21 protein-coding genes and 1 other annotated feature are annotated in these 19,639 nt (G+C 49.9%); of the genes, 9 read left to right on the top strand and 12 right to left on the bottom strand.

The genetic code is table 11. The features are described from left to right. Positions 1-19 precede the first annotated feature (19 nt). The 8 genes from glmS to DEALDRAFT_RS01125 form a co-directional block, all read right to left on the bottom strand. Complete coding sequence (gene glmS / locus DEALDRAFT_RS01160; RefSeq protein ID WP_008514057.1) at positions 20-1,846, bottom strand: glutamine--fructose-6-phosphate transaminase (isomerizing); 1,827 nt, start codon at positions 1,844-1,846, stop codon at positions 20-22. A 273-nt stretch (positions 1,847-2,119) separates the two neighbouring features. Continuing rightward, the gene (glmM, locus tag DEALDRAFT_RS01155; RefSeq protein WP_008514056.1) at positions 2,120-3,463 is read right to left on the bottom strand and encodes a phosphoglucosamine mutase; all 1,344 of its coding nucleotides are present in this window, start codon (positions 3,461-3,463) and stop codon (positions 2,120-2,122) included. A gap of 476 nt (positions 3,464-3,939) precedes the next feature. After that, positions 3,940-4,863 carry a CdaR family protein gene (locus DEALDRAFT_RS01150; protein WP_008514055.1) on the bottom strand — a complete coding sequence of 308 codons (924 nt, stop codon included), beginning with the start codon at positions 4,861-4,863 and terminating at the stop codon, positions 3,940-3,942. Continuing rightward, positions 4,860-5,681 (bottom strand): diadenylate cyclase CdaA, encoded by an 822-nt coding sequence (gene cdaA, locus DEALDRAFT_RS01145; RefSeq protein WP_008514053.1) that lies wholly within the window; start codon positions 5,679-5,681, stop codon positions 4,860-4,862. The genes DEALDRAFT_RS01150 and cdaA overlap by 4 nt, the downstream gene beginning before the upstream one ends. Before the next feature lie 127 nt (positions 5,682-5,808). Then, a complete protein-coding gene (locus tag DEALDRAFT_RS01140) occupies positions 5,809-7,149 on the bottom strand; it encodes an alanine/glycine:cation symporter family protein (RefSeq protein WP_040378297.1) in 1,341 nt (446 codons plus the stop codon). 94 nt (positions 7,150-7,243) lie between these two features. Beyond that, positions 7,244-8,239 (bottom strand): AmmeMemoRadiSam system radical SAM enzyme, encoded by a 996-nt coding sequence (gene amrS / locus DEALDRAFT_RS01135; RefSeq protein WP_008514049.1) that lies wholly within the window; start codon positions 8,237-8,239, stop codon positions 7,244-7,246. Positions 8,240-8,241: 2 nt separating this feature from the next. Continuing rightward, a complete protein-coding gene (amrA, locus tag DEALDRAFT_RS01130; protein ID WP_008514048.1) occupies positions 8,242-9,609 on the bottom strand; it encodes an AmmeMemoRadiSam system protein A in 1,368 nt (455 codons plus the stop codon). A gap of 192 nt (positions 9,610-9,801) precedes the next feature. Then, positions 9,802-10,524 (bottom strand): N-acetylmuramoyl-L-alanine amidase, encoded by a 723-nt coding sequence (locus DEALDRAFT_RS01125; RefSeq protein ID WP_008514046.1) that lies wholly within the window; start codon positions 10,522-10,524, stop codon positions 9,802-9,804. Positions 10,525-10,591: 67 nt separating this feature from the next. On the opposite strand from DEALDRAFT_RS01125, the gene DEALDRAFT_RS01120 reads away from it, so the two are divergent. Continuing rightward, entirely contained in the window at positions 10,592-11,158 is a 567-nt protein-coding gene (locus tag DEALDRAFT_RS01120) for a chromate transporter (RefSeq protein ID WP_008514045.1), read from the top strand. After that, positions 11,155-11,676, top strand: coding sequence for a chromate transporter (locus DEALDRAFT_RS01115; RefSeq protein ID WP_008514043.1), 522 nt, complete (start codon positions 11,155-11,157; stop codon positions 11,674-11,676). Before DEALDRAFT_RS01120 ends, DEALDRAFT_RS01115 begins: the two co-directional genes overlap by 4 nt. Before the next feature lie 22 nt (positions 11,677-11,698). Here the strand turns inward: DEALDRAFT_RS01115 and DEALDRAFT_RS01110 are convergent, their stop codons facing one another. After that, entirely contained in the window at positions 11,699-12,247 is a 549-nt protein-coding gene (locus DEALDRAFT_RS01110) for an acyltransferase (protein ID WP_008514040.1), read from the bottom strand. Further along, a complete protein-coding gene (locus DEALDRAFT_RS01105; RefSeq protein WP_008514037.1) occupies positions 12,244-12,978 on the bottom strand; it encodes a geranylgeranylglyceryl/heptaprenylglyceryl phosphate synthase in 735 nt (244 codons plus the stop codon). The genes DEALDRAFT_RS01110 and DEALDRAFT_RS01105 overlap by 4 nt, the downstream gene beginning before the upstream one ends. 147 nt (positions 12,979-13,125) lie before the next feature. Here DEALDRAFT_RS01105 and DEALDRAFT_RS01100 point away from each other — a divergent pair, with 147 nt between their 5' ends. The 4 genes from DEALDRAFT_RS01100 (at position 13,126) to DEALDRAFT_RS01090 (ending at position 16,484) form a co-directional block, all read left to right on the top strand. Continuing rightward, positions 13,126-13,809 (top strand): manganese catalase family protein, encoded by a 684-nt coding sequence (locus DEALDRAFT_RS01100; RefSeq protein WP_008514035.1) that lies wholly within the window; start codon positions 13,126-13,128, stop codon positions 13,807-13,809. Between the two features lie 307 nt (positions 13,810-14,116). Next, positions 14,117-14,386, top strand: a complete 270-nt coding sequence (locus DEALDRAFT_RS01095; protein WP_008514033.1) for a zinc-ribbon domain containing protein — start codon at positions 14,117-14,119, stop codon at positions 14,384-14,386. A 75-nt stretch (positions 14,387-14,461) separates the two neighbouring features. Continuing rightward, positions 14,462-14,714, top strand: a binding site (T-box leader). A 50-nt stretch (positions 14,715-14,764) separates the two neighbouring features. After that, positions 14,765-14,878 (top strand): symporter small accessory protein, encoded by a 114-nt coding sequence (locus DEALDRAFT_RS17520; RefSeq protein ID WP_008514031.1) that lies wholly within the window; start codon positions 14,765-14,767, stop codon positions 14,876-14,878. Positions 14,879-14,891: 13 nt separating this feature from the next. Next, positions 14,892-16,484 (top strand): sodium:solute symporter family protein, encoded by a 1,593-nt coding sequence (locus DEALDRAFT_RS01090; protein WP_008514029.1) that lies wholly within the window; start codon positions 14,892-14,894, stop codon positions 16,482-16,484. Positions 16,485-16,512: 28 nt separating this feature from the next. On the opposite strand, the gene DEALDRAFT_RS01085 is transcribed toward DEALDRAFT_RS01090, so the two are convergent. Next, on the bottom strand, positions 16,513-17,244 hold the full coding sequence (locus tag DEALDRAFT_RS01085) for a class I SAM-dependent methyltransferase (protein WP_008514027.1): 732 nt from the start codon (positions 17,242-17,244) through the stop codon (positions 16,513-16,515). A gap of 225 nt (positions 17,245-17,469) precedes the next feature. On the opposite strand from DEALDRAFT_RS01085, the gene DEALDRAFT_RS01080 reads away from it, so the two are divergent. Further along, complete coding sequence (locus tag DEALDRAFT_RS01080) at positions 17,470-17,895, top strand: hypothetical protein (RefSeq protein WP_008514026.1); 426 nt, start codon at positions 17,470-17,472, stop codon at positions 17,893-17,895. Positions 17,896-17,958: 63 nt separating this feature from the next. Further along, positions 17,959-18,660, top strand: coding sequence for a LiaF domain-containing protein (locus DEALDRAFT_RS15720; RefSeq protein ID WP_008514024.1), 702 nt, complete (start codon positions 17,959-17,961; stop codon positions 18,658-18,660). Between the two features lie 32 nt (positions 18,661-18,692). Here DEALDRAFT_RS15720 and DEALDRAFT_RS01070 read toward each other — a convergent pair whose 3' ends face one another. Further along, positions 18,693-19,172: an L-2-amino-thiazoline-4-carboxylic acid hydrolase gene (locus tag DEALDRAFT_RS01070; RefSeq protein ID WP_008514022.1), complete on the bottom strand. Its 480-nt coding sequence runs from the start codon at positions 19,170-19,172 to the stop codon at positions 18,693-18,695. A gap of 198 nt (positions 19,173-19,370) precedes the next feature. Here DEALDRAFT_RS01070 and DEALDRAFT_RS16350 point away from each other — a divergent pair, with 198 nt between their 5' ends. Continuing rightward, positions 19,371-19,541 carry a DUF1540 domain-containing protein gene (locus tag DEALDRAFT_RS16350; protein ID WP_008514020.1) on the top strand — a complete coding sequence of 57 codons (171 nt, stop codon included), beginning with the start codon at positions 19,371-19,373 and terminating at the stop codon, positions 19,539-19,541. The last annotated feature ends 98 nt before the right edge of the window (positions 19,542-19,639 follow it).

The raw sequence follows: 19,639 nt of genomic DNA, 5'->3' as shown, positions 1-19,639 counted from the left end.
ATCTCTGCCTCCTTACTTTTTATTCCACTGTTACCGATTTTGCCAGATTCCTGGGTTTATCAACATCGCAACCACGCAAAACCGATGCATGGTAGGAAATTAACTGTAAAGGAATCACAGAGAGGATTGGAGAAAGAATCGGAATAGTTTTTGGTATTGCAAAGATTACATCTACTTCTTTTTCGGTTTCATCGTCCCCTGCGGTAACTATCCCAAAAACATAGGCATCGCGGGCCTTTACTTCCTTAATGTTACTCCACATCTTTTCGTATAGTGCAGGTTGGGTAGCCAAAGCGATTATGGGGATGTTTTCGGTAATCAAAGCCAGTGTGCCATGCTTTAGCTCACCGGCGGCATATGCTTCGGCATGAATATAGGAAATCTCCTTTAACTTAAGGGAGCCTTCCAACGCTACGGCGTAATCAAGGCCACGTCCGATAAAAAAGGCATGTTCCCAATCTTTAATATGGTTGGCAAAGTCTTTAACGGATTCTTCCTGCTCCAGTATGCGTTCCACATCAGCAGGAATGTTTTGCAGAGCCTCAGTCATGTTTTTTATCTCTTCTTCCGCCACAATCCCTGCGGTCTGGCCCAACTGCAGAGCCAGAAGGTAGAGAACAACCAACTGAGTGGTATAAGCTTTTGTGGATGCCACCGCAATTTCCGGGCCTGCCCAGGTATAGAGTACCCGGTCCGCTTCACGGGAAACGGTACTGCCCACTACATTGGTGATGGCCACCACAGGGCTTCCCTTTTGCCTGGCAAGACGCATGGCCGCCAGCGTATCGGCTGTTTCACCGGACTGGCTGATAACAACCACCAGGGTATCTTCCCCCAGCAGCGGATCGCGGTAGCGAAATTCTGAGGCCACGTCTACCTCCACCGGGAGACGCAGGAGGTTTTCAAAGACATATTTGCCTACCAAACCGGCATGATACGCAGTCCCGCAGGCAACCATCACAATTTTTCGCAGTTGCCAGATTTGGTCTTCAGCCAGATTTAGTTCTGCCAGGTTTACCAAACCGCCCTCGGTGAGCCGACCCCGCAGGGTATCACGAATTGCTTTGGGCTGCTCATGAATTTCCTTGAGCATGAAATGGTCATAGCCTTCTTTTTCAGCTGCCACAGCATCCCATTTAACATGGTAAATTTCTTTTTGCAGCTGCTTTCCGTCACTGCCTTCCACAACAACACTGTCCCGGGTTACTTCCGCCAGTTCACCGTCTTCCAGGATAATGGTATCCCGGGTATATTTCAGCAGGGCGGGGATGTCGGAGGCAATAAAATTTTCACCATCTCCCAGCCCGATGATAAGCGGACTGTCTTTACGGGCACAAATCAGGCGATCGGGATCCCTTTCACTCATAACAACAATACCATAAGAGCCGGTCACTTTCTCCAGAACCTGACGCACCGTTTGTTTTAAATCGCCCTGGAAGTAATGCTCCACCAGATGAGCCAACACTTCCGTATCTGTTTCAGAACGGAAAGTATGACCCACGGAAGTAAGCCACTCCCGCAGTGCATGATAGTTTTCGATAATTCCGTTGTGTATAACCACATATTGGCCGGAGCAGTCACTGTGGGGATGAGCATTTTCATCACAGGGACGGCCGTGGGTTGCCCACCGGGTGTGGCCGATTCCCATGGTGCCGGCCGGCACTTCATTACCAACTTTCTCTTCCAGATTCTGTAGGCGACCCACCGACTTGATAATTTCAACGCCACTGTCATCCAGCAGTGCTACCCCTGCAGAATCATATCCACGGTACTCCAGCTTTGATAAGCCCTCTATTAAAATGGGGTAGGCTTGCTGCCCCCCGATATAGCCAACAATTCCACACATTGTTTATGAATCTCCTTTAGCAGGCGCGGTCTGCGCCGACTTATTTTTAATCCCGAAAACAGGGGTTTGTTACAAACAGAAATAAGCCACCGGAAACCCCTTTGTCCCGCCGATCACTCAACGGTTTTGTAGGTTTCCTTACGGTCGTGGCAGACCGGGAGGCATCCGCCGAAAACTTCGATAAACCTCCTCCTCGTCAACACTAAAATACGTGTTCAGGCGCTTTAAATGTAATTATAGGCAGGCATCCCCTCCCTGATAGTTTGGCAATGCTTAAGCCTGTTCTTCTTTAATAATCTCCGCCAGGCCGTTTGCCATCACATTCAACTCTTCTTCATCCTGACCCTCAAGCATCACACGGATTAAAGGCTCAGTTCCCGAGGGGCGTACCAGCAACCGGCCCCGGCCCGCCAGTTTTTCTTCCACATCCTGCATTGCCTGTTTGATGCGGCTGTTTGTATCCCAACCTTCGCGGGAGCCAACACGGCAATTTACCAAGACCTGAGGATAACGGGTAAAGTGAGAAGCAAGCTGGGACAGGGACTGATTTTTTTCTGCTACCACTGCAGCCAGTTGCAGAGCAGTTAACACACCGTCACCGGTGGTGTTGTAATCCAACAAAATGATATGGCCGGATTGTTCTCCGCCGATACAATAGCCCCCCGCCTGCATTTGCTCCAGAACGTAGCGGTCACCTACTTTTGTGCGCAGCAGTTTGAAATCCTGCGCCTGTGCAGCTTTCTCCAGACCTAAGTTACTCATCACAGTGGCAACCACCGCATTATTTTTCAGAAGCCCTTTTTCCTTAAGGGACATGGCTAAGATGGTCATAATGGCATCACCGTCTACCAGGTTTCCTGCTTCATCAACGGCTAAAACCCGATCGGCATCCCCGTCAAATGTAAAACCAAGCTGAGCGTTGTTTTCGCGGATAGCCTGACCAATGGCTTCCGGATAGGTAGAGCCGCAGTTATGATTGATGTTAACCCCGTCGGGAGCGTCATTAATTGCAATTACGTCTGCACCAAGGGTTTGAAATGCCTGGGGCCCCAGGCGAAATGCTGCGCCGTTGGCACAGTCCAGGACAATTTTAATGCCGTCAAAACGACAAGGCACAGTAGATAAAAGATATTTAAGGTAGCGCTCCTCCGCGGTAGTGTCATGGCAAACCCGGCCAACATCACCGGCTTCCGGGCGCGGCAGGTTATCAACTTCCTGAAAGTAAAGGGTTTCCATTTCTTCCTCTACTCTGTCAGGGAGCTTAAAACCGTCGGCACTAAAAAATTTAATACCGTTATCCGGATAGGCGTTATGGGAGGCGGAGATCATTACACCGCCGCAACCATCCAACTCTTTGGTAAGGTAAGCTGCAGCCGGAGTGGAAATCACTCCCGCAAGATGCACATTAACTCCTACCGAAGTAAGGCCGGCAACCAGGGCACCTTCCAGCATTTGCCCGGAAACCCGGGTATCACGGGCAATAATAAAATCATTGCCGCCGTTATTATTCTTTGCCAGTACATATCCGGCTACTCTGCCCATTTTATAAGCAATTTCCGGCGTCAGTTCCCGGTTGGCAACACCGCGGATTCCGTCTGTGCCAAACATTTTTCCCATTTATGAATCTCCTTTCGATGACACACTGTTACACTGCAAAAATGATTTCACCTTAGTATTTGTAATGCAGCGTCAATAAACATAGAGGAACGAAATAATTTTCTTTTTATTGCAAACACAAATAAGCCACTGCAAACCCCTTTGTCCCGCTGATCACTCATCGGTTTTGTAGGTTCCTTACGGCCGTGGCAGGCCGGGAGGCATCCGCCGAAAAATTCGATAAACCTCCCCCTCGTCAACACGCAAAACACGTGTTCTGGCGCTTCGCTATGCAGCTGTCGATAATCATCACCCCTTTATCCCGGTAGTCATCAGCACGGACTCATTAGCCATCATATGCTACAGGACCTCTTTAGGTACTATTAGAAATGCCTGCATACTATAGGACGGCTCCCGCTGTGCAACAGCAAGAACCGTCCCCGGTGTTGCAGACAAAATCATCTTAGTATAGCATACCTGTTGATTTCTGACAAATGCTACTCCTGGTCTATTTCTATTTCCGCGTTTACAGGGCCGTCATAAAGCAGCTCCACCCCTTCCGGCGGTATCAGCGAAAGCTCAAAGGTTAGTTTGTCCGAAGCATCGGTGATATCAACCCGCTCCGTAACAACTTCATCAATTGCGGCAATGTTTTCTTCCGACCCCTGTATAGTCACTTCAGCGGGTTGCAGATTGGTCCTTTTTACCTGATAGCCCTCTGCCGGCTCTCCGTCCATAGGTACCCGGATGGGAACTGTTTTTTGCGGCTCGGAGAAGGGGATCATCACTTCCACCATGCCGGGATTTACCACCACGCCTTCTACTTCCTGACCCATAGTATCAATGGCGCGCACCGGGACCATCTGTACCCGGTCGCCGTCTGCACCATCCACATTAATAATTGCCAGTACCCGGTCCACTTCAGCCAATACTGACCGCGGCCCGCGCACAAAGACAGAATCGGGAATGATGCGCGGCTCTCCCATCACAAAGCCGGGATCCGGCGTGCCGATAATCTCCAGGACAACATTTTCCTGAGGTGATTCCACTTCCTCCAACTCCACCTGCACCTGCGAGGGATTAAAGACACTGACATGCACACCGCGGGGCACCTCCGCCCGGGGAGTCAGACTGTGCCGGCCCTCTCCCAGGTCCTGCAGATCCACATAAACGTTAAGGCTTTGCGGTGTAAGATCCTGCAGAATATTGGGCCGTCCGCGCAAAACAACGTCTATTTCTTCAGGAATTTGCATTATCGCCAACTGATCATCAAGATTGCGGTAATTAAGGGGTACGTTGCGAACCGGCAGGGTAGCATCGGGCAGCGCCCGCTCGCCGGAAACATAAAGCCACAGCATTAGCGCCAGAAAGAAAGCAAATACTTTTACGACAGTGTTGTTTTTCAGGAGGCGATCCATCATGATTCCGTCGACCTCCATTGCCAGAAGCTGAGCGTATTGGATGGCGGCTTACACAGGTTAATAAGCATCTGCTTCAGTGTTTTTTCATCCAGGTAGCGGGTCAGCTTACCATTGGTGGTCAGAGAGACAACACCCGTTTCCTCAGAAACAATAATGGCCACCGCATCGGAGTGTTCAGAAACTCCTAAGGCGGCGCGGTGCCGGGTGCCCAGCTCCTTGCTGAGATTAGGATTTTCCGTAAGGGGCAGATAGCAACCGGCGGCCATCAGGCGGTTGCCGCGGATAATGGCAGCGCCGTCATGCAAGGGGCTGCGGGATAAAAAGATGTTAATCAAAAGTTCCGCACTGATTTGCCCGTCAATGGAAATGCCGGTTTCAATAAATTCATTTAGGCCTGTCTCCCTCTCCAACACAATGAGGGCGCCCAGCTTCTTTTTCACCAGTACCTGAATGGCTTTAATCAGCTCATCGAGCATCGGTTCGAAATCTTTTTCACCGTAGAGATAACTGCTGCGGGTAAATATCTTGCCGCGGCCCAGAGTTTCCAAACCGCGCCGAAGCTCCGGCTGAAAAACAATGGGAATGGCCACCAAACCGATGGTCATCACCGATTCCAGAACCCAGTTAAAGGTAGCCAGCCCCAGCTGACCGCTTAACACCGTGGCAATAAGCAGCACAGCCAGGCCTTTAACCAACTGCTCGGCCCGGGTCCCCCGGATGAGGATAATGGCTTTATAGAAAATGAATGTAACAAGGACAATATCCAAAATATCGCGCCAACTTAACACAGTCAGCAGCTGCATAACCCGCTCCACCATCCTCACCTCCTGATTTAAAGAATTAAAACACAATCTTCAGTTTAATTCGCCAAATAGAGCAAAAAACCTGCCCCGGGTACCCGAAAAGTATCAGTGGTTCCTATATTTTAAAGAATAAAAAACAGGCTTACCGCTTCCGGAAAAAGTCACGGGTAAGCCCCATGACAATACCGCTTAGCCCCCATAACCCAATGAGGTTGGGAACAGCCATCAGGCCGTTTAGGGTATCGGCCAGAGCCCAGACCGCCCGCAACCCCCCTATGGCTCCAATGGGTATCAGGGGAATCCAGACCAACCGGTAAACATAGACCAAGCGGCTGCCCGCCAAATACTCAAAGCATTTCTCGCCGTAAAAAGACCAGGCCACCAAGGTGGAAAAAGAGAAAAACACCAGGCCAATGGCCACAATGTAGCCGCCGGGACCAGGCAGGCCCTGGTTAAAAGCTGCGGTGGTGAGCGCTGCACCTTCCAGACCTTCGGTCCAGACACCGGTCACCAGAATGGTAACTGCGGTGATGGTACATACCACATGGGTATCAAAAAACACTTCAAAAATACCCCACAGACCCTGTCGGGCAGGATGGTCGGTGCGGGCGGCGGCGTGGGCAATGGAGGCGCTGCCCAGTCCCGCTTCGTTGGTAAAGATGCCCCGGGCCACGCCAAAACGAATAGCCTGCAAAATTGTGGCTCCCGCAAAACCGCCAACGGCGGCTCGGCCGGTAAAAGCGTTGCCGATGATGGCTGCAAAAGCGGCGGGCACCTGCTCTATGGAAAGGACGATAATCACCAGGGCACCTATCATATAAAATGCAGCCATTAAGGGAACAATTTTAGCTGTTATGGCCGCCACACGGCGGATGCCGCCCAGAATCACCACAGCGGTAGCCGCAGCGAGAATAAGGCCGGTGGCCAGCGGCGGGATAGCAAAAGCCTGGTTCATGGCATCAGCTACAGAATTGGCCTGAACCATATTGCCGATGCCAAAAGCGGCCAGAGATCCAAACAGGGCAAAGAGAACCGCCAGAATGCGCATTTTCAGGCCATGCTCCAGAAAATACATGGGCCCGCCCACCACGGCACCTTCCGGATTGGTCTGCCGGTAATGAACGGCCAGCACAACTTCGGCATACTTGGTCACCATGCCAAAAAAGGCCGAGACCCACATCCAAAAGATGGCTCCGGGGCCACCCAGAGTAATGGCGGTGGCCACCCCGGCAATATTGCCGGTGCCTATGGTGGCGGCCAGAGCTGTGGTCAGAGCCTGAAACGGACTGATATCTCCTTTACTGCTCTTTTCCGACTTTAAAAGGCCAAGCACCGTTTCCTGCAGCACCGCACCGAAACGCCGCACTTGCAAAAAGTCCGAGCGCAGTGTCAGATACAGTCCGGTGGAAATAATGGCCACAATCATCACCGGTCCGCCCACAAAATCCTGCAGCCGGGCATTTACTTGTTGCAGAAACACCATCATGTCCAAAAAACAGCTCTCCTCCCGCAAACCTTGTACTCAGGCAAGTCTTCCCCTGAAAAATAGTATGCCGCAGGGAGGAGAAAAAATGATATTATTCTTCATGCACTTCAATATTCCAGCCGCACTGGGCACAATTGCCGGCTTGCAGAAGGTTTTCTACCCGGTAGCCGTCACGGCTGACAACCTCTTTTCCGCATTGCGGGCAAAAAGTATTGGCAGCCTCGCTTCCCGGCAGATTACCCAGATACACATAGTTTAATTTCTCCAGGGCCACGCTGCGGATATGCTCCATGACCTCAACGGGGGTGGGCGGCAGCTTAAATTCATGCTGAGGATAGTAACGGGAAAAGTGAACGGGGATGGCGGGGTTAATCCCTGCCACCCAATCGGTGAAGCGGCGGATATCTTCTTCCCGGTCATTTAGCGTGGGAACCACCAGATAGGTCAGCTCAACATGGGCGGATTGGGCGGCGATTTCCACATAACGCAGCACAGGCTCCAGACGCCCTTTGCAGTGTTCACGATAGTATTCATCACGGAAAGCTTTCACATCAATATTGAAAGCATCAATTAAGGGGAGCAAATGAATAAGGGGCTCTTCGTTAAGAAAACCATTGGTGACCATAATATTTTTTAATCCCTTTTCCCGGACCAGCTTTGCAGTATCCAAAACATATTCAAACCACATTCCCGGCTCCGAATAGGTATAGGCCATACCCACCGGATTTTGCGCCGCGGCTTCATCAAGGCGGGCTACAAGCTGCTTGGGGGTAAGCCGGACTGTCTGTACACCGGGCGCTTTTCTGGCCAGATGCCAGTTCTGGCAAAAACCGCAGCCCAGGTTACAACCCAAAGTTCCCACAGAAAACACCTGGCGGCCGGGCTGATAATGGTACAGCGGTTTTTTCTCAATGGGGTCCAGCGCCATCCCGGCACAGATGCCGTAATTTAAGGAATACAGCTTCCCCTCCTCTTCCTGCCGTACGCCGCAAACACCTAACTCCCCGTTTTTTAAGCGGCAAAACTGCGGGCAGAGTTCACAGTGCACTCCCGGCCTTTTCTTTTTATAAAAAAGCGCTTCATGCATAACTAGGCCCCCTGACTGTGGCGTTTTACGTGGAAACGATAAATGCTATACTTTTCACCGGGGGAAATACCGGCTTTTTGCAAAGCAATGCTTAGCTGGTGCTCCACCGTTTCCACTCCTTCCAGATCAGGCAAAAGCAGCCCCTTGCGACCACCGCTTTGGACAATGACACCGTATTTTTTCGGGTCCAGGTCATTGGGTCCCGAAACCTCTTCCGGTTCAGAAAGCACGTCCACCGAATACTCAAGGCGGGGCAGTTCTTCTTCTGTGACAGGCTTAAACCGCGGATCATAAAATCCGGCGGAAATGGCATTTTCAATGATTTCCTCTGCCAGATTCTTCTGTACCGGCTCAATGGTACCAATGCAGCCACGCAGCTGGCCATCTATTTTTAAAGAGACAAAAACGCCGGCTTTCTCTTTGCGCAAAGGAGTATCTTGGGGTGGAGGAATTATTTCTTTTTCCCGCACAAAGGTCTCCAGTGTTTTCCTGGCCAGGCGGACGTGCTCACTTTCGCCCGGGGTTGTCTGTTCTTTTTTGCGCGCCACCCCCGGCGTCAAATCGGCCACCAGATAGCCCACCCCGAAAGTCCCTTCATAAGAGAGAATCTCCGGTTGCACAGCTTTGCCGTCCAGTATTCCCAGACCGATTAAAATGGAGCGATAGCCGCATTCCCCGGCACTCTCCAGCAGGGAGTGGTTAATGGACAAGACCGCCGGCACATCATAGTCGGATAGCAGATCAACAAGCTTTCGGTCAAATTCCTGCCCATCAGGGGAATATCCCCCCGGTGCATCCTCGGTTAACCGGTGGGAAAGGTCGCCGCTTATAACCACTGCCGCCCTCCGGTTGATGCGCTGCAGGACTTTGCCGATAATTTGTCCAAAGGCAAATAATTGTTTTGCCGGCAGCATACCAAAAGTAATGTGTACCATAGGCATGCGGACCCCTTCTTTATGTAAAAAGTAGAGAGGGACCATTGCACCGTGATCCAAAACCGCCTGCACTCCGTAAGCTGTGGCTTTTCGTTCTGTTATTTTGGCTGTGCGGATACCGGCCCGGTCTGCTTCCACCTCAATGGCTTCCAGCAGATGTTTATCGTTATGATACTTAAGCTCTACATTGGGTGCCCCAAACCGTGCCAACGATCCGCTTAGCGTGCTCTCTGCCAACATGGCCACCGCATCACGGAAAACAGGTCCGTGCGGCGAAATTACCACCAAAGTATCGGCGCCGCTTCCCTTCACCCGTCGGGCCATCTCCTCCATGGCGTCTACGGTTGCGGAGACTTTTTCGGCCTCTTTTCCGCCAACTTCCGGAACAATGATGGGCGGATGAGGATAAATTCCGGCATGAACAACTTTACCCACAACATAAACCTCCTTTATACAGTTAAACATCACTTATTATTTCCGGAAATGTTTTCCTTTACATCATCATAGCGGATTTTTTTATTGTTAAGCAATTCAATATTTTGATAAACTGTCAGCAAGGCTTGTTTTTAATGTTTTGTTAATGGACCAAAGGGAAACAGGTACGAAAAAAAATAACTCCCTCGGGAGTTATTGTGTCGTATCCAGATACTGATTGATAGCCACATACATGGCCCAGGCCACCTTGGATTGGTAGTGGGGGTCACTCAACAGACCGGCTTCTTCGGGATTTGAGATAAAACCGGTTTCCACCATGGCACCGGGCACTTTTGATTTATTTAAGACCAGATAATCACCCGGTTTAGCCTTGCGGTTGGTATTTTCCAAAACACGGATTAATTCCTGCTGAAGCAGTTGAGCCAACATCCGGGAGGCTTCACAGTCCCCCCTGTAAAAGACCTGGGCGCCCCGCCAGCGCGGGGCAGAAATGGCATTGGCATGGACGCTGATTAACAGGTCCGGATTTGCATCCTCTATAATTTTCAACCTGTTTTTCATGTCCTGATTCTTTTTGGGGCCGGCGGTGGGCAGCACCAACAGGTCCCGGTCCGTTTCCCGTGTCATTACCACGCGGGCGCCGGCAGACTGCAAATAATCGCGCAATGCCACCGAGATGCCCAGCGCCACCACTTTTTCTGTGATATTATTGCTTGCTACTCCAGGGTCATAACCTCCGTGCCCCGGGTCGATGACAATGGTTTTACCTGTCAGAGGCAAACCTGACACCATCGCTGTACTGCTGCGCCCCAGAACCGTTTGCAGCAACAGAACCGCTGCCAGAATCAGCACCAGGCAGATAAGAATCCTTGCTCTTCTGTCTACTTTAGGCGTAAAATAAAAGGTGACACGCATCAGGCAGACCCCCTTTCATTTATAATAATATGTCCCGGAATACCCGGTTATGAAAAAGAGGTATTTTATGAAGCAAAATCCTTACTTTCAACTGTTTAGCACATTCTTTAAAATAGGCGCCACCACTTTTGGCGGCGGGTATGCAATGCTGCCCATCATTAAACGGGAAGTGGTTGAGACCCATGGCTGGCTGCATGAAGACGAATTTGTGGACGTCCTGGCGGTAGCCCAGTCCTCCCCCGGAGCGGTGGCCATCAACTCGGCTATCTTTATCGGCTGCAAACTTCATGGCTACCCCGGAGCGGTGGCTTCCATGCTGGGGGCGGTACTGCCCTCGTTTATCGTCATTTTAACCATAGCTATCTTTTTTGCCCGCTATACAGAAATACCGGTGGTGGCCGCTGCTTTTGCCGGTATCCGCCCTGCTGTTGCCGCTCTCATTGCTGCGGCGGTTCTTAAAATCGGCAAGCCGGTCCTAAAAAGCCGGACACAAATAATTTTTGCCCTGGCCTTTCTAATCCTTTCCTCGGCTTTTAACGTCCATCCCGTGGCGGTTATTGTATTGGGTGCCGGCAGTGGACTGCTGCTGTCTTATTTGAGCACAGAGCAGGATGGGGAGGATAATGAGTCATGATTATATTGCAGCTTTATATGGCGTTTTTAAAAATCGGTATGTTCAGCATTGGCGGCGGTTATGTGATGCTGCCTTTAATTCAAAAGGAAATCATTGAAAACTACGGCTGGCTGACCCAGACAGAATTTGTGGATATCATCGCCATTGCCGAGATGACACCGGGTCCCGTGGCCATTAATTCTGCCACATTTATCGGTTATCAGACCGCCGGAATCTGGGGCGCCGCTTTTGCCACCGCCGGCGTGGTTACCCCTTCCTTAGTCCTGATGGTCTTAGCAGCAAAAATGATTAACCGCTTCTATGAAAACCGTTGGGTTCAGGCCGCATTTGGCGGCCTGCGCCCTGCCGTCATCGCTTTGATTGCCGGCGCCGCCATCTATGTGGCCGGCACCGCCATTACTGACTACATCTCAGTAATTTTCGGCCTGGCAGCGTTTGCCCTACTGATTTTTACCAAGCTCCATCCCATTGTGGTATTGGCCATTTCCGCGGTGGCGGGTATAATTATTTACTTATAAGCACCAAAAAACGGAGCCTAGCCTAAACGCTGCTCCGTTTTTTTAAATTATGAAGGTTTGTGTTATTTTGCTCTTCCTCTAAGGGCTCTGAGACCGGGATCTCTTTTGCCGGCACACCGCCCACAAAGGTGGCGGGCATGATATCATGATTCACCAAAGAATGTGCCGAAACGGTGGCTTCATCGCCCACGGTAACACCGGCCAGTACGGTGCTGTTGGCTCCAATCATTACATCGCGGCCGATGACCACTTCTCCGGTGGCCCACTGGCGCACCATAAACTCATGGGCCAAAATTGTGGTGTTGTAGCCGATAACACTGTTATCACCCACCGTTATGAGCTGGGGAAAAAACACATCAAACATTACCATTAACCCCACCGATACATCCTTGCCGATTTTTATCCCCACCATGCGGTAGAGGAAATTTTTCAGACGCAATGAGGGAATGAAACGGCACATAAAGATTACGGCGAAATTAAAGCAGACCCGCAGGGGATTAACATAACTTGTCCAGTAGTACAGCGAATTTTTCGGTCCGGGAACCTGATGCCTGGTAATTTTTCTCTTCATCGCTGCAGCACCGCCAGGATTTCAGATAAACGCTGCTTATATTCATGCCTCTCCACAACTGTGCCCGTCACCAAAATATCGGCCCCTGCCTCCAAAAGCTGCCGGGCCACCGCAGCGGTGCGAATACCTCCGCCCACAATAACCGGCATCTCCACCGTGTCTTTTACCGCTTTGACCATTTCCGGCGGAACCGAGACCGGTGAACCGCTGCCGCTTTCCAGATAAAGATACTTAAAGCCCATTAGTTGAGCTGCAGCGGCATAGCCGCAGACTGTCCATTGGTCATCCCGGTCGATGAGGTTTGCCTCTCCCACTTCGCCCACACTCATGCCCGGTGCGATAACAAGATAACCGGTGGGCAGCACCTCAATATTTAACTGCTTAATCAACATGGCACTTTCAGCATGCACGCCCACAACATAACGGACATTGCGTGAATTTAATAATGAAATAAAGAGCGTGGCATCAAATGTTAAGCTATATGCTTTATCCTGTCCGGGGAAAAATATCACCGGTTTTTCCGTAACTTTTTTCACTGCATTTACGGTGGCGGATAAATTAGCCTGATTAATGCCGCTGGAGCCGCCGATTAAAAATCCGTCTGTTCCCAACTCATCTGCGGTGGCGGCAACTTCGCCCGCTCTGTCCGCCGGCTGCTTGGCCGGATCAATTAGAGTAAGATGCGCCGGACGAAATGTGATAATTTGCTCCAAAGTTTTACGGACATGCATCTTTTCACTTCCCATACTTAGACGTTTGAAACCATTATAGCGCAAAAACAGACTTTTTTTCAATTTTTATTAATATATTGCCACTCATACTCTGCTGTGCAAAGCAAATCCTATAACTGACCCGAAAATTTATCGAGGGGGAATGAAATGTTTAAGCATGAAAAGCCCATGCTTCATCCGGTTAAGGTAGATGCGCCCAACCCGCAATATGCGGCTATGCTGCAGGAGCAGCTGGGCGGTTCAAACGGTGAGTTAAAAGCCGGTTTGCAATACATCGCCCAAAGCTTCCGTATTAAGGACCAGGAAATTAAAGACCTGTTTTTGGATATCGGTGCTGAAGAACTGAGCCATATGGAAATGGTGGCCACCATGATTAATATGTTAAACGGCCATGATTTGGAAGCTGACGCCATGTCCGGCGGCAGTATCCAGGCTCATGTTCTGGGTGGGTTGGCTCCCCTTTATACCGACGCATCCGGCTTTCCCTGGACCGGGGTATACGTAAACTGCACCGGCGACCTGCCGGCAGATATTCTGTCCAACATCGCTGCGGAGCAAAGGGCTAAAGTCGTCTATGAGTACCTATACCGTCAGATTAATGACAAGGGTGTACGGGAAACTATTGATTTTCTTCTCAATCGGGAAGAGGCCCACAACGCCTTGTTCAGGGAAGCTTTGAATAAGGTGCAAAACGATGGATCCAACAAGGATTTCGGTGTCACGGAAGATTCACGCCTCTACTTTGACCTTTCCACACCAGGCAAGTTCTTTGAGCATCCCTTCCCCACTCCTCCATCGTTTGCCAACCCCAACCAGGCGCCGATGCAATAGCCGCAGTTGAAGACCCGCAAGGGTCTTCATTTTTTGTTATAAACCCGTACAGTGAGTTTTTTTGTCAAGAATGGTTTTCACTTGATAAACAAGCGCTATCATTATGAGCATACAGATACTTACATTATCCCAAACATTCAACGTTTCTCACCGATTTTTATTGCTTTTTTTTTCCGTTACATTGTATAATATGAGTACCACTGCTTTTCCGTGGGGTTTCGGGAAATCTAGACTCCTTTGTTGGTCGGTTAGATTTACCAGTCCACGTTTCAGAAGTCAGGGGAACCACAACAAAGGAGGTTTTTGTATGTACACGGACAAAACACTGGAATGTCGTGACTGCAAAGAGGATTTCATCTTTACAACAGGGGAACAGGAGTTTTATGCGGAAAAAGGTTTTGAAAATGAGCCGGCCCGCTGCCCGTCCTGCCGCTCTGCCCGTAAACAGCGCAATAGCGGTGGAGAACGGCGCATGTATGCTGTGACCTGTTCCGATTGCGGCGTGGAAACAGAAGTGCCCTTTAATCCCACCAACGACCGCCCGGTTTATTGCCGCAACTGCTTCCAGAACCGTTAAGCAGCATTTTTTCGGCAAAGAAATCACTTGACAGGACAAACTGTAACTGACTATAATAGAAGACAATTATATTTCTTTTAAGCAATGACGGGGAAGTTGGATAACAAACGAACCCTCAGCGAGCCGGGGAAGGTGCAAGCCCGGCGGTTACGAGTTATCGAGGTTCACCCCTGAGCTCCGTGCTGAACGTAAGTAGGCGCTGGCGGCCTCCACCGTTATCTGGATAGGGTATCGATATATAAAAAATATGTCCGTACCTGAAATAAGCCGGAATGCTATTTGGCATTCAACAAAGGTGGTACCGCGGGAGATCTCTCTCGTCCTTTCTGGACGGGAGAGTTTTTGTTTTTCAAAGTATTCCAATGGAGGTGTAAGCAAATGTTAGGTATGGTAGATGCCTGGGTATCGGCAGCCTGGATCCTTTCTGTCGGCTCCGCTGTAGGTTGTGTTGTGTATGGGGCAATGCACTGGAATTACGAGGACGAGGAGTAAACAGGAGGATCTTATGAATATTACTACTTTAACCATTGTCATTTTGATCTACCTGGCAATTATGACCGGACTTATGGCTCTGGGATACAAAAAAACCAAAACCGATGCAGATTATATGGTGGCGGGACGCAGTATGCATCCCTGGGTAATGGCCCTGTCTTACGGCGCAGCGTTTATCTCTACCTCCGCCATTATTGGCTTTGGCGGTGCTGCCGGCCTGTTTGGCTTTTCTTTGCTCTGGCTCACCGTGTTAACAATCTTTGTTGGAATCTTTATTGCTTTTGCAGTTTTTGGCGTGCGCATTCGCCGTATGTCCTGTAACTTAAACTGTGATACATTTCCCTCCATGCTGGGTACCAGGTTTCAGTCCAAAGGGCTGACCGCTTACGCAGGACTTTTAATCTTTCTTTTAATGCCGGCCTACACCAGCGCAATTCTCATTGGCGGAGCCCGCTTTCTCCAGGACGCCCTGGCCATGCCCTTTAACATCAGCCTGCTGATTCTGGCTGTATTGGTGGGTATCTATGTGGTAAGCGGCGGCCTGCGCGGTGTAATGTATACCGATGCCTTTTTTGCCGTAGTCATGCTCATTGGCATGGCGGCACTGCTTTTAAGCACATACAACGCAGTGGGGGGCATTATCCCCGGGCACACCGGCCTCTCCGCCCTGGCCTCCATGGTGCCGGAAGCGTTAACCGAACAGGGACACCGGGGATGGACCGCTATGCCCGCCGTTGGCTCCAGTATCTGGTGGACCGTTATTTCCACCATGGTGCTGGGAGTTGGCATTGGTGTTCTGGCCCAACCACAGCTGACCATGCGTTTTATGACGGTAAAGCAGCCCAAATCAATTTACCAGGCAATTTTGGTGGGCGGCATATTTATCTTCTTTATGACCGGCACAGCCTTTATTGTGGGACCGCTTAGCAACCTCTATTTCGTACAAAACCAGGGGCAGATTGCCCTGCAGGTTGCAGAAGGCAACATGGACCGCATCATACCCATCTTCGTTTCACAGATTATGCCTAACTGGTTCCTCTATTTCTTTATGCTCTCTCTCTTATCCGCCGCAGTGTCAACCCTGGTCTCCCTTCTCCACGTCCAGGGCGCAGCCTTTGCCCGGGATTTGGTAGACACCTTGGGGGCCGGCAAACTCGTTCCGCAGTTTGGCACCAGGCACTGGGCCAAAGCAGGCGTTCTGGTATCCCTTTTGGCCGCCGTGGTACTGGCCTATGTTCTGCCGGCGGGCGTAATAGCCCGTGCCACCGCATTCTGGTTTGGCATCTGTGCCGCTGCATTTCTGCCTACATTGACCGCAGCGCTGTACTGGCCCGCCGCCACCAAAGCCGGCGCCCTGGCCAGCACGATTTCCGGCAGCCTCATCAGCGGACTGGGCTACGTTCTCCTCAAAGAACAGGAAGCGGTGGCCATCGGCCTTGTATCACGACTCTTTGACCGTGCCACCCTGCTGCCGTTTCCCTGGACCCATATCGACCCGCTGATTTATGCACTACCTATCAGTGCAGTGGTACTGGTCGTTGTCTCCCTTGTTACTCAAAAACCTGCTGCTCAGCATTTAAAAGATACGTTTGATAAAGTAGCCTAAGAAAAACGCTCCCACAAGGGAGCGTTTTTTAGTGCCTGGCCACCATCACTGTAGCCGGCGAATCGTGGCTAATATACTTATCACGCTTAAAGTTGCCAAAGGTTTTAACGTCAGTAAACCCGGCAGCTTCCATGTCATTTTTTAAATCCTGCTGACGGATAGGTCGAAGTTCTACACTGTTATCCAGGCGTTTTACCGAACCATCATCCATTTTCAGCTCCAGCACGGAATCAAAAATTAGCTTATTTTCACTTTGCGGGCGATATGTGCGGGTAAAACGTAAATGCTCGCGCTCAATAAGCGGCAAATCTGTATCACCCCGGGCCAGAATACGGTCAAAATTTACAATCTGAAAAACGGCCACCCCGGGTGTCTCAAGTACGCCATACATTGCCTGCAGTGTTTCCTGCAGTTCCTTTCTGCCCGTAAGGTGCGCAAGCGAGTTGCCAATACAAAACAGGCCATCAAACTTCTGTCCCAATGATTGCGGCTTGCGCATATCCCCCACAGCAAAAGAGGCATCCACGCCGAATTGTTGCGCTTTTGTCCTTGCCTGCTCAATCATACCCGGTTCTAAATCTGTCCCCCAGGCTTTATACCCCAACAGCGCCAACTCTATGGAATATGTCCCAGTTCCACAGGCTAAATCCAGTACCGAATTTGCCCTAACCACCTGAAACTCACGGTGTAAAAAAGTCAGCTTAGCAGGTTCGGACGGGAAAATATCATCATAATAACGGGCCAATGTTTCATAAAACATTTCCTTACTCCTTTCGTTACCGGATTCAGTAAGAAACTACGGGGACTGAATTGAATATTATATAGTAACACAGCTGGAGGTGATACCATCATAAATATTCTCATCACCCTGTGGTTTAAATACTTCCGTTACCTTTGGTCTGCCCTCAGACATAAACATTCAATTAAAGAGCTGCACTGTGAATACTTTGAAATCCCGGAAAACATAGCAGAAATAAAGGGTACAATGCGGGCTCTCCACAACAATTTTGTCTGGACTCAGGACGGGCCGGGCCGTCTCTTTGATAGCATAGACTCTCCCGCTTCATGTTGGGACAGAGCTTTTAACTATCCTCCCCTCAGGGATGATTGTGACGGGTTCCATTCTGCACTGTACTGGGCGGTTTCGCAGCATTTTTCCTGCCGGCTTCTTACGGTGGCAACACTGCCCCTTCACCATTCCCATACGGTTCTCATTATAAGAAACAAAGGACAATATCATCTTGCTAATTATACCTACCTCAGTACCGCTTTATCCGATTTAGATGCTGTTATTAAAGATTTGTTCAGAACCTTTTACCGCGACAAGAACGTTCAGATGGTGACCTGGGAACTGTCGGTCTGGGACAAAACAAGATGGACGCATGCTCCTTTGCAGGATTTCTTACATTAAGGAAGAAATAACCTTTACTGTGCATAATATTTTATACCAGAAATTTTTAAAAGGAGCTGTATCATGACAACGGACAAGTCAAGAACATTATGGGGCATTATCGTCATCGCCGCCGGTATCGTACTGCTACTTAACAACCTGGATTTTACAGACATTAATATATTCAGGTACTGGCCGGTTTTGCTGATTCTCTGGGGTTTAAACGCACTCTTTACCGGCAGCCGTAACCTGGCCGGCCAGGGCATCTCCGTCTTTGCCATCATCGTTGGCGCCATTCTTTTAGCCAACAACCTGGGATACACCGACATCAGACTGGGAGACATACTGCGACTCTTCTTCCCCATACTGATTATTCTCATTGGCATCAGCCTTTTTATGGGACGCTCCGTTTCCGGAAAAACCACCTCTGCCATTATGGGTGGTGTGGAACGAGGCAAGAAAAACACCTGGCACCTGGAAAACGGTTCCTACCTGGCATTTATGGGCGGCATTGAGTTAGATCTGAGGCATGCCATTATTCCCGAAGGAGAAACTTTCCTGGATCTCACCGCCATCATGGGCGGCATCGAAATCCGGGTTCCCGCCGACCTGCCGGTGGAAGCCGACGGATTTGCCGTATTAGGCGGAGTGGAGTTTTTTGGTGAAGGCAGCGGCGGCATAATCGGCTCAGCCCGCTACTCCCCCGAGGACAAGAAAGACAACACCAAAATCTTAAAAATTCAGTCCCGGGCCGTTATGGGCGGGATAGACATTAAAAGAGTATAGCCTTACCCTCTGAGGATTTCCTCAGAGGGTTTTTAATTTTCCTCGTAGCGGACGCACAGCTCACAATAATCATCGCCATCGGCAATCACACTGGGAAATTCCAAAGTCATTCCGGTAAAATTACTGACCATGCCCAAATCACCCCACCGGGCCAGACGGCAAAGCCGGGAAACCTCCTTCTCAGACAAGCCTCTTTTACGCCACGTCTCCACCAGTTCACAATGATGAAAGCGCAACCTGCTGGCTGTGGGACTCACTTCTAGGGCTTCCATGGCAAACGCCCCGCAGCCATACCCACTTTGCAATGCGGCTGCAAAATCAGCTGCATTTTTAATTTCCCCAAGCCGTTTTCCTTTCTCCACACCAAACTGCCAAATAGCTTTTTGTGCCAATTCATCGGTATTTACGCCCTTCTCTTCTGCAGCCTGCAGTAAAAGGTAAAACCAGGTGGCCCGGTCGGCTATGGCTGCCCGATACGCTTTGGTAATCTCTGATACTTCCTGTTTACTCACAAACAACATCCTTTCATGAAGCAAATAAAAGATAGCAATATGCCAATTTCACCAACACCTTCTCTAAAACCTGTTTTGTCCAAACATCTTAATTAAATATTAGGAACTTATCTTACTGCTACCTGTGTTTTTCCAGTATAAACAAATCAACCCGGCAAAAAATAAACCTGTAAGACAAACTAACAAGGAGGTCATGTTATGGAGCGCGCCCATAAAGATTCATCCCCCATTACAAGGGTAAAATGTGTGGTTGACAGTTGCGAATACTGGGACAACGGTAACCAATGCCTGGCATCAGCCATTGAAATCCAACCACCACAAGCCTCAGATACACAGGACACAGACTGCGCAACTTTCAAGCCCAAATAATTAAAGATACAAAAAGCTCCGCAATTGCGGGGCTTTTTTGCAGTATTCAGCCTTTCACAGTCGTGCTATAATTATTAATATTAACCATAGCGCAGAAC

It is taken from the genome of Dethiobacter alkaliphilus AHT 1 (assembly GCF_000174415.1).
GTDB classification, from domain to species: domain Bacteria; phylum Bacillota; class Dethiobacteria; order Dethiobacterales; family Dethiobacteraceae; genus Dethiobacter; species Dethiobacter alkaliphilus.
This window is presented reverse-complemented; position numbering and strand designations above follow the sequence as displayed.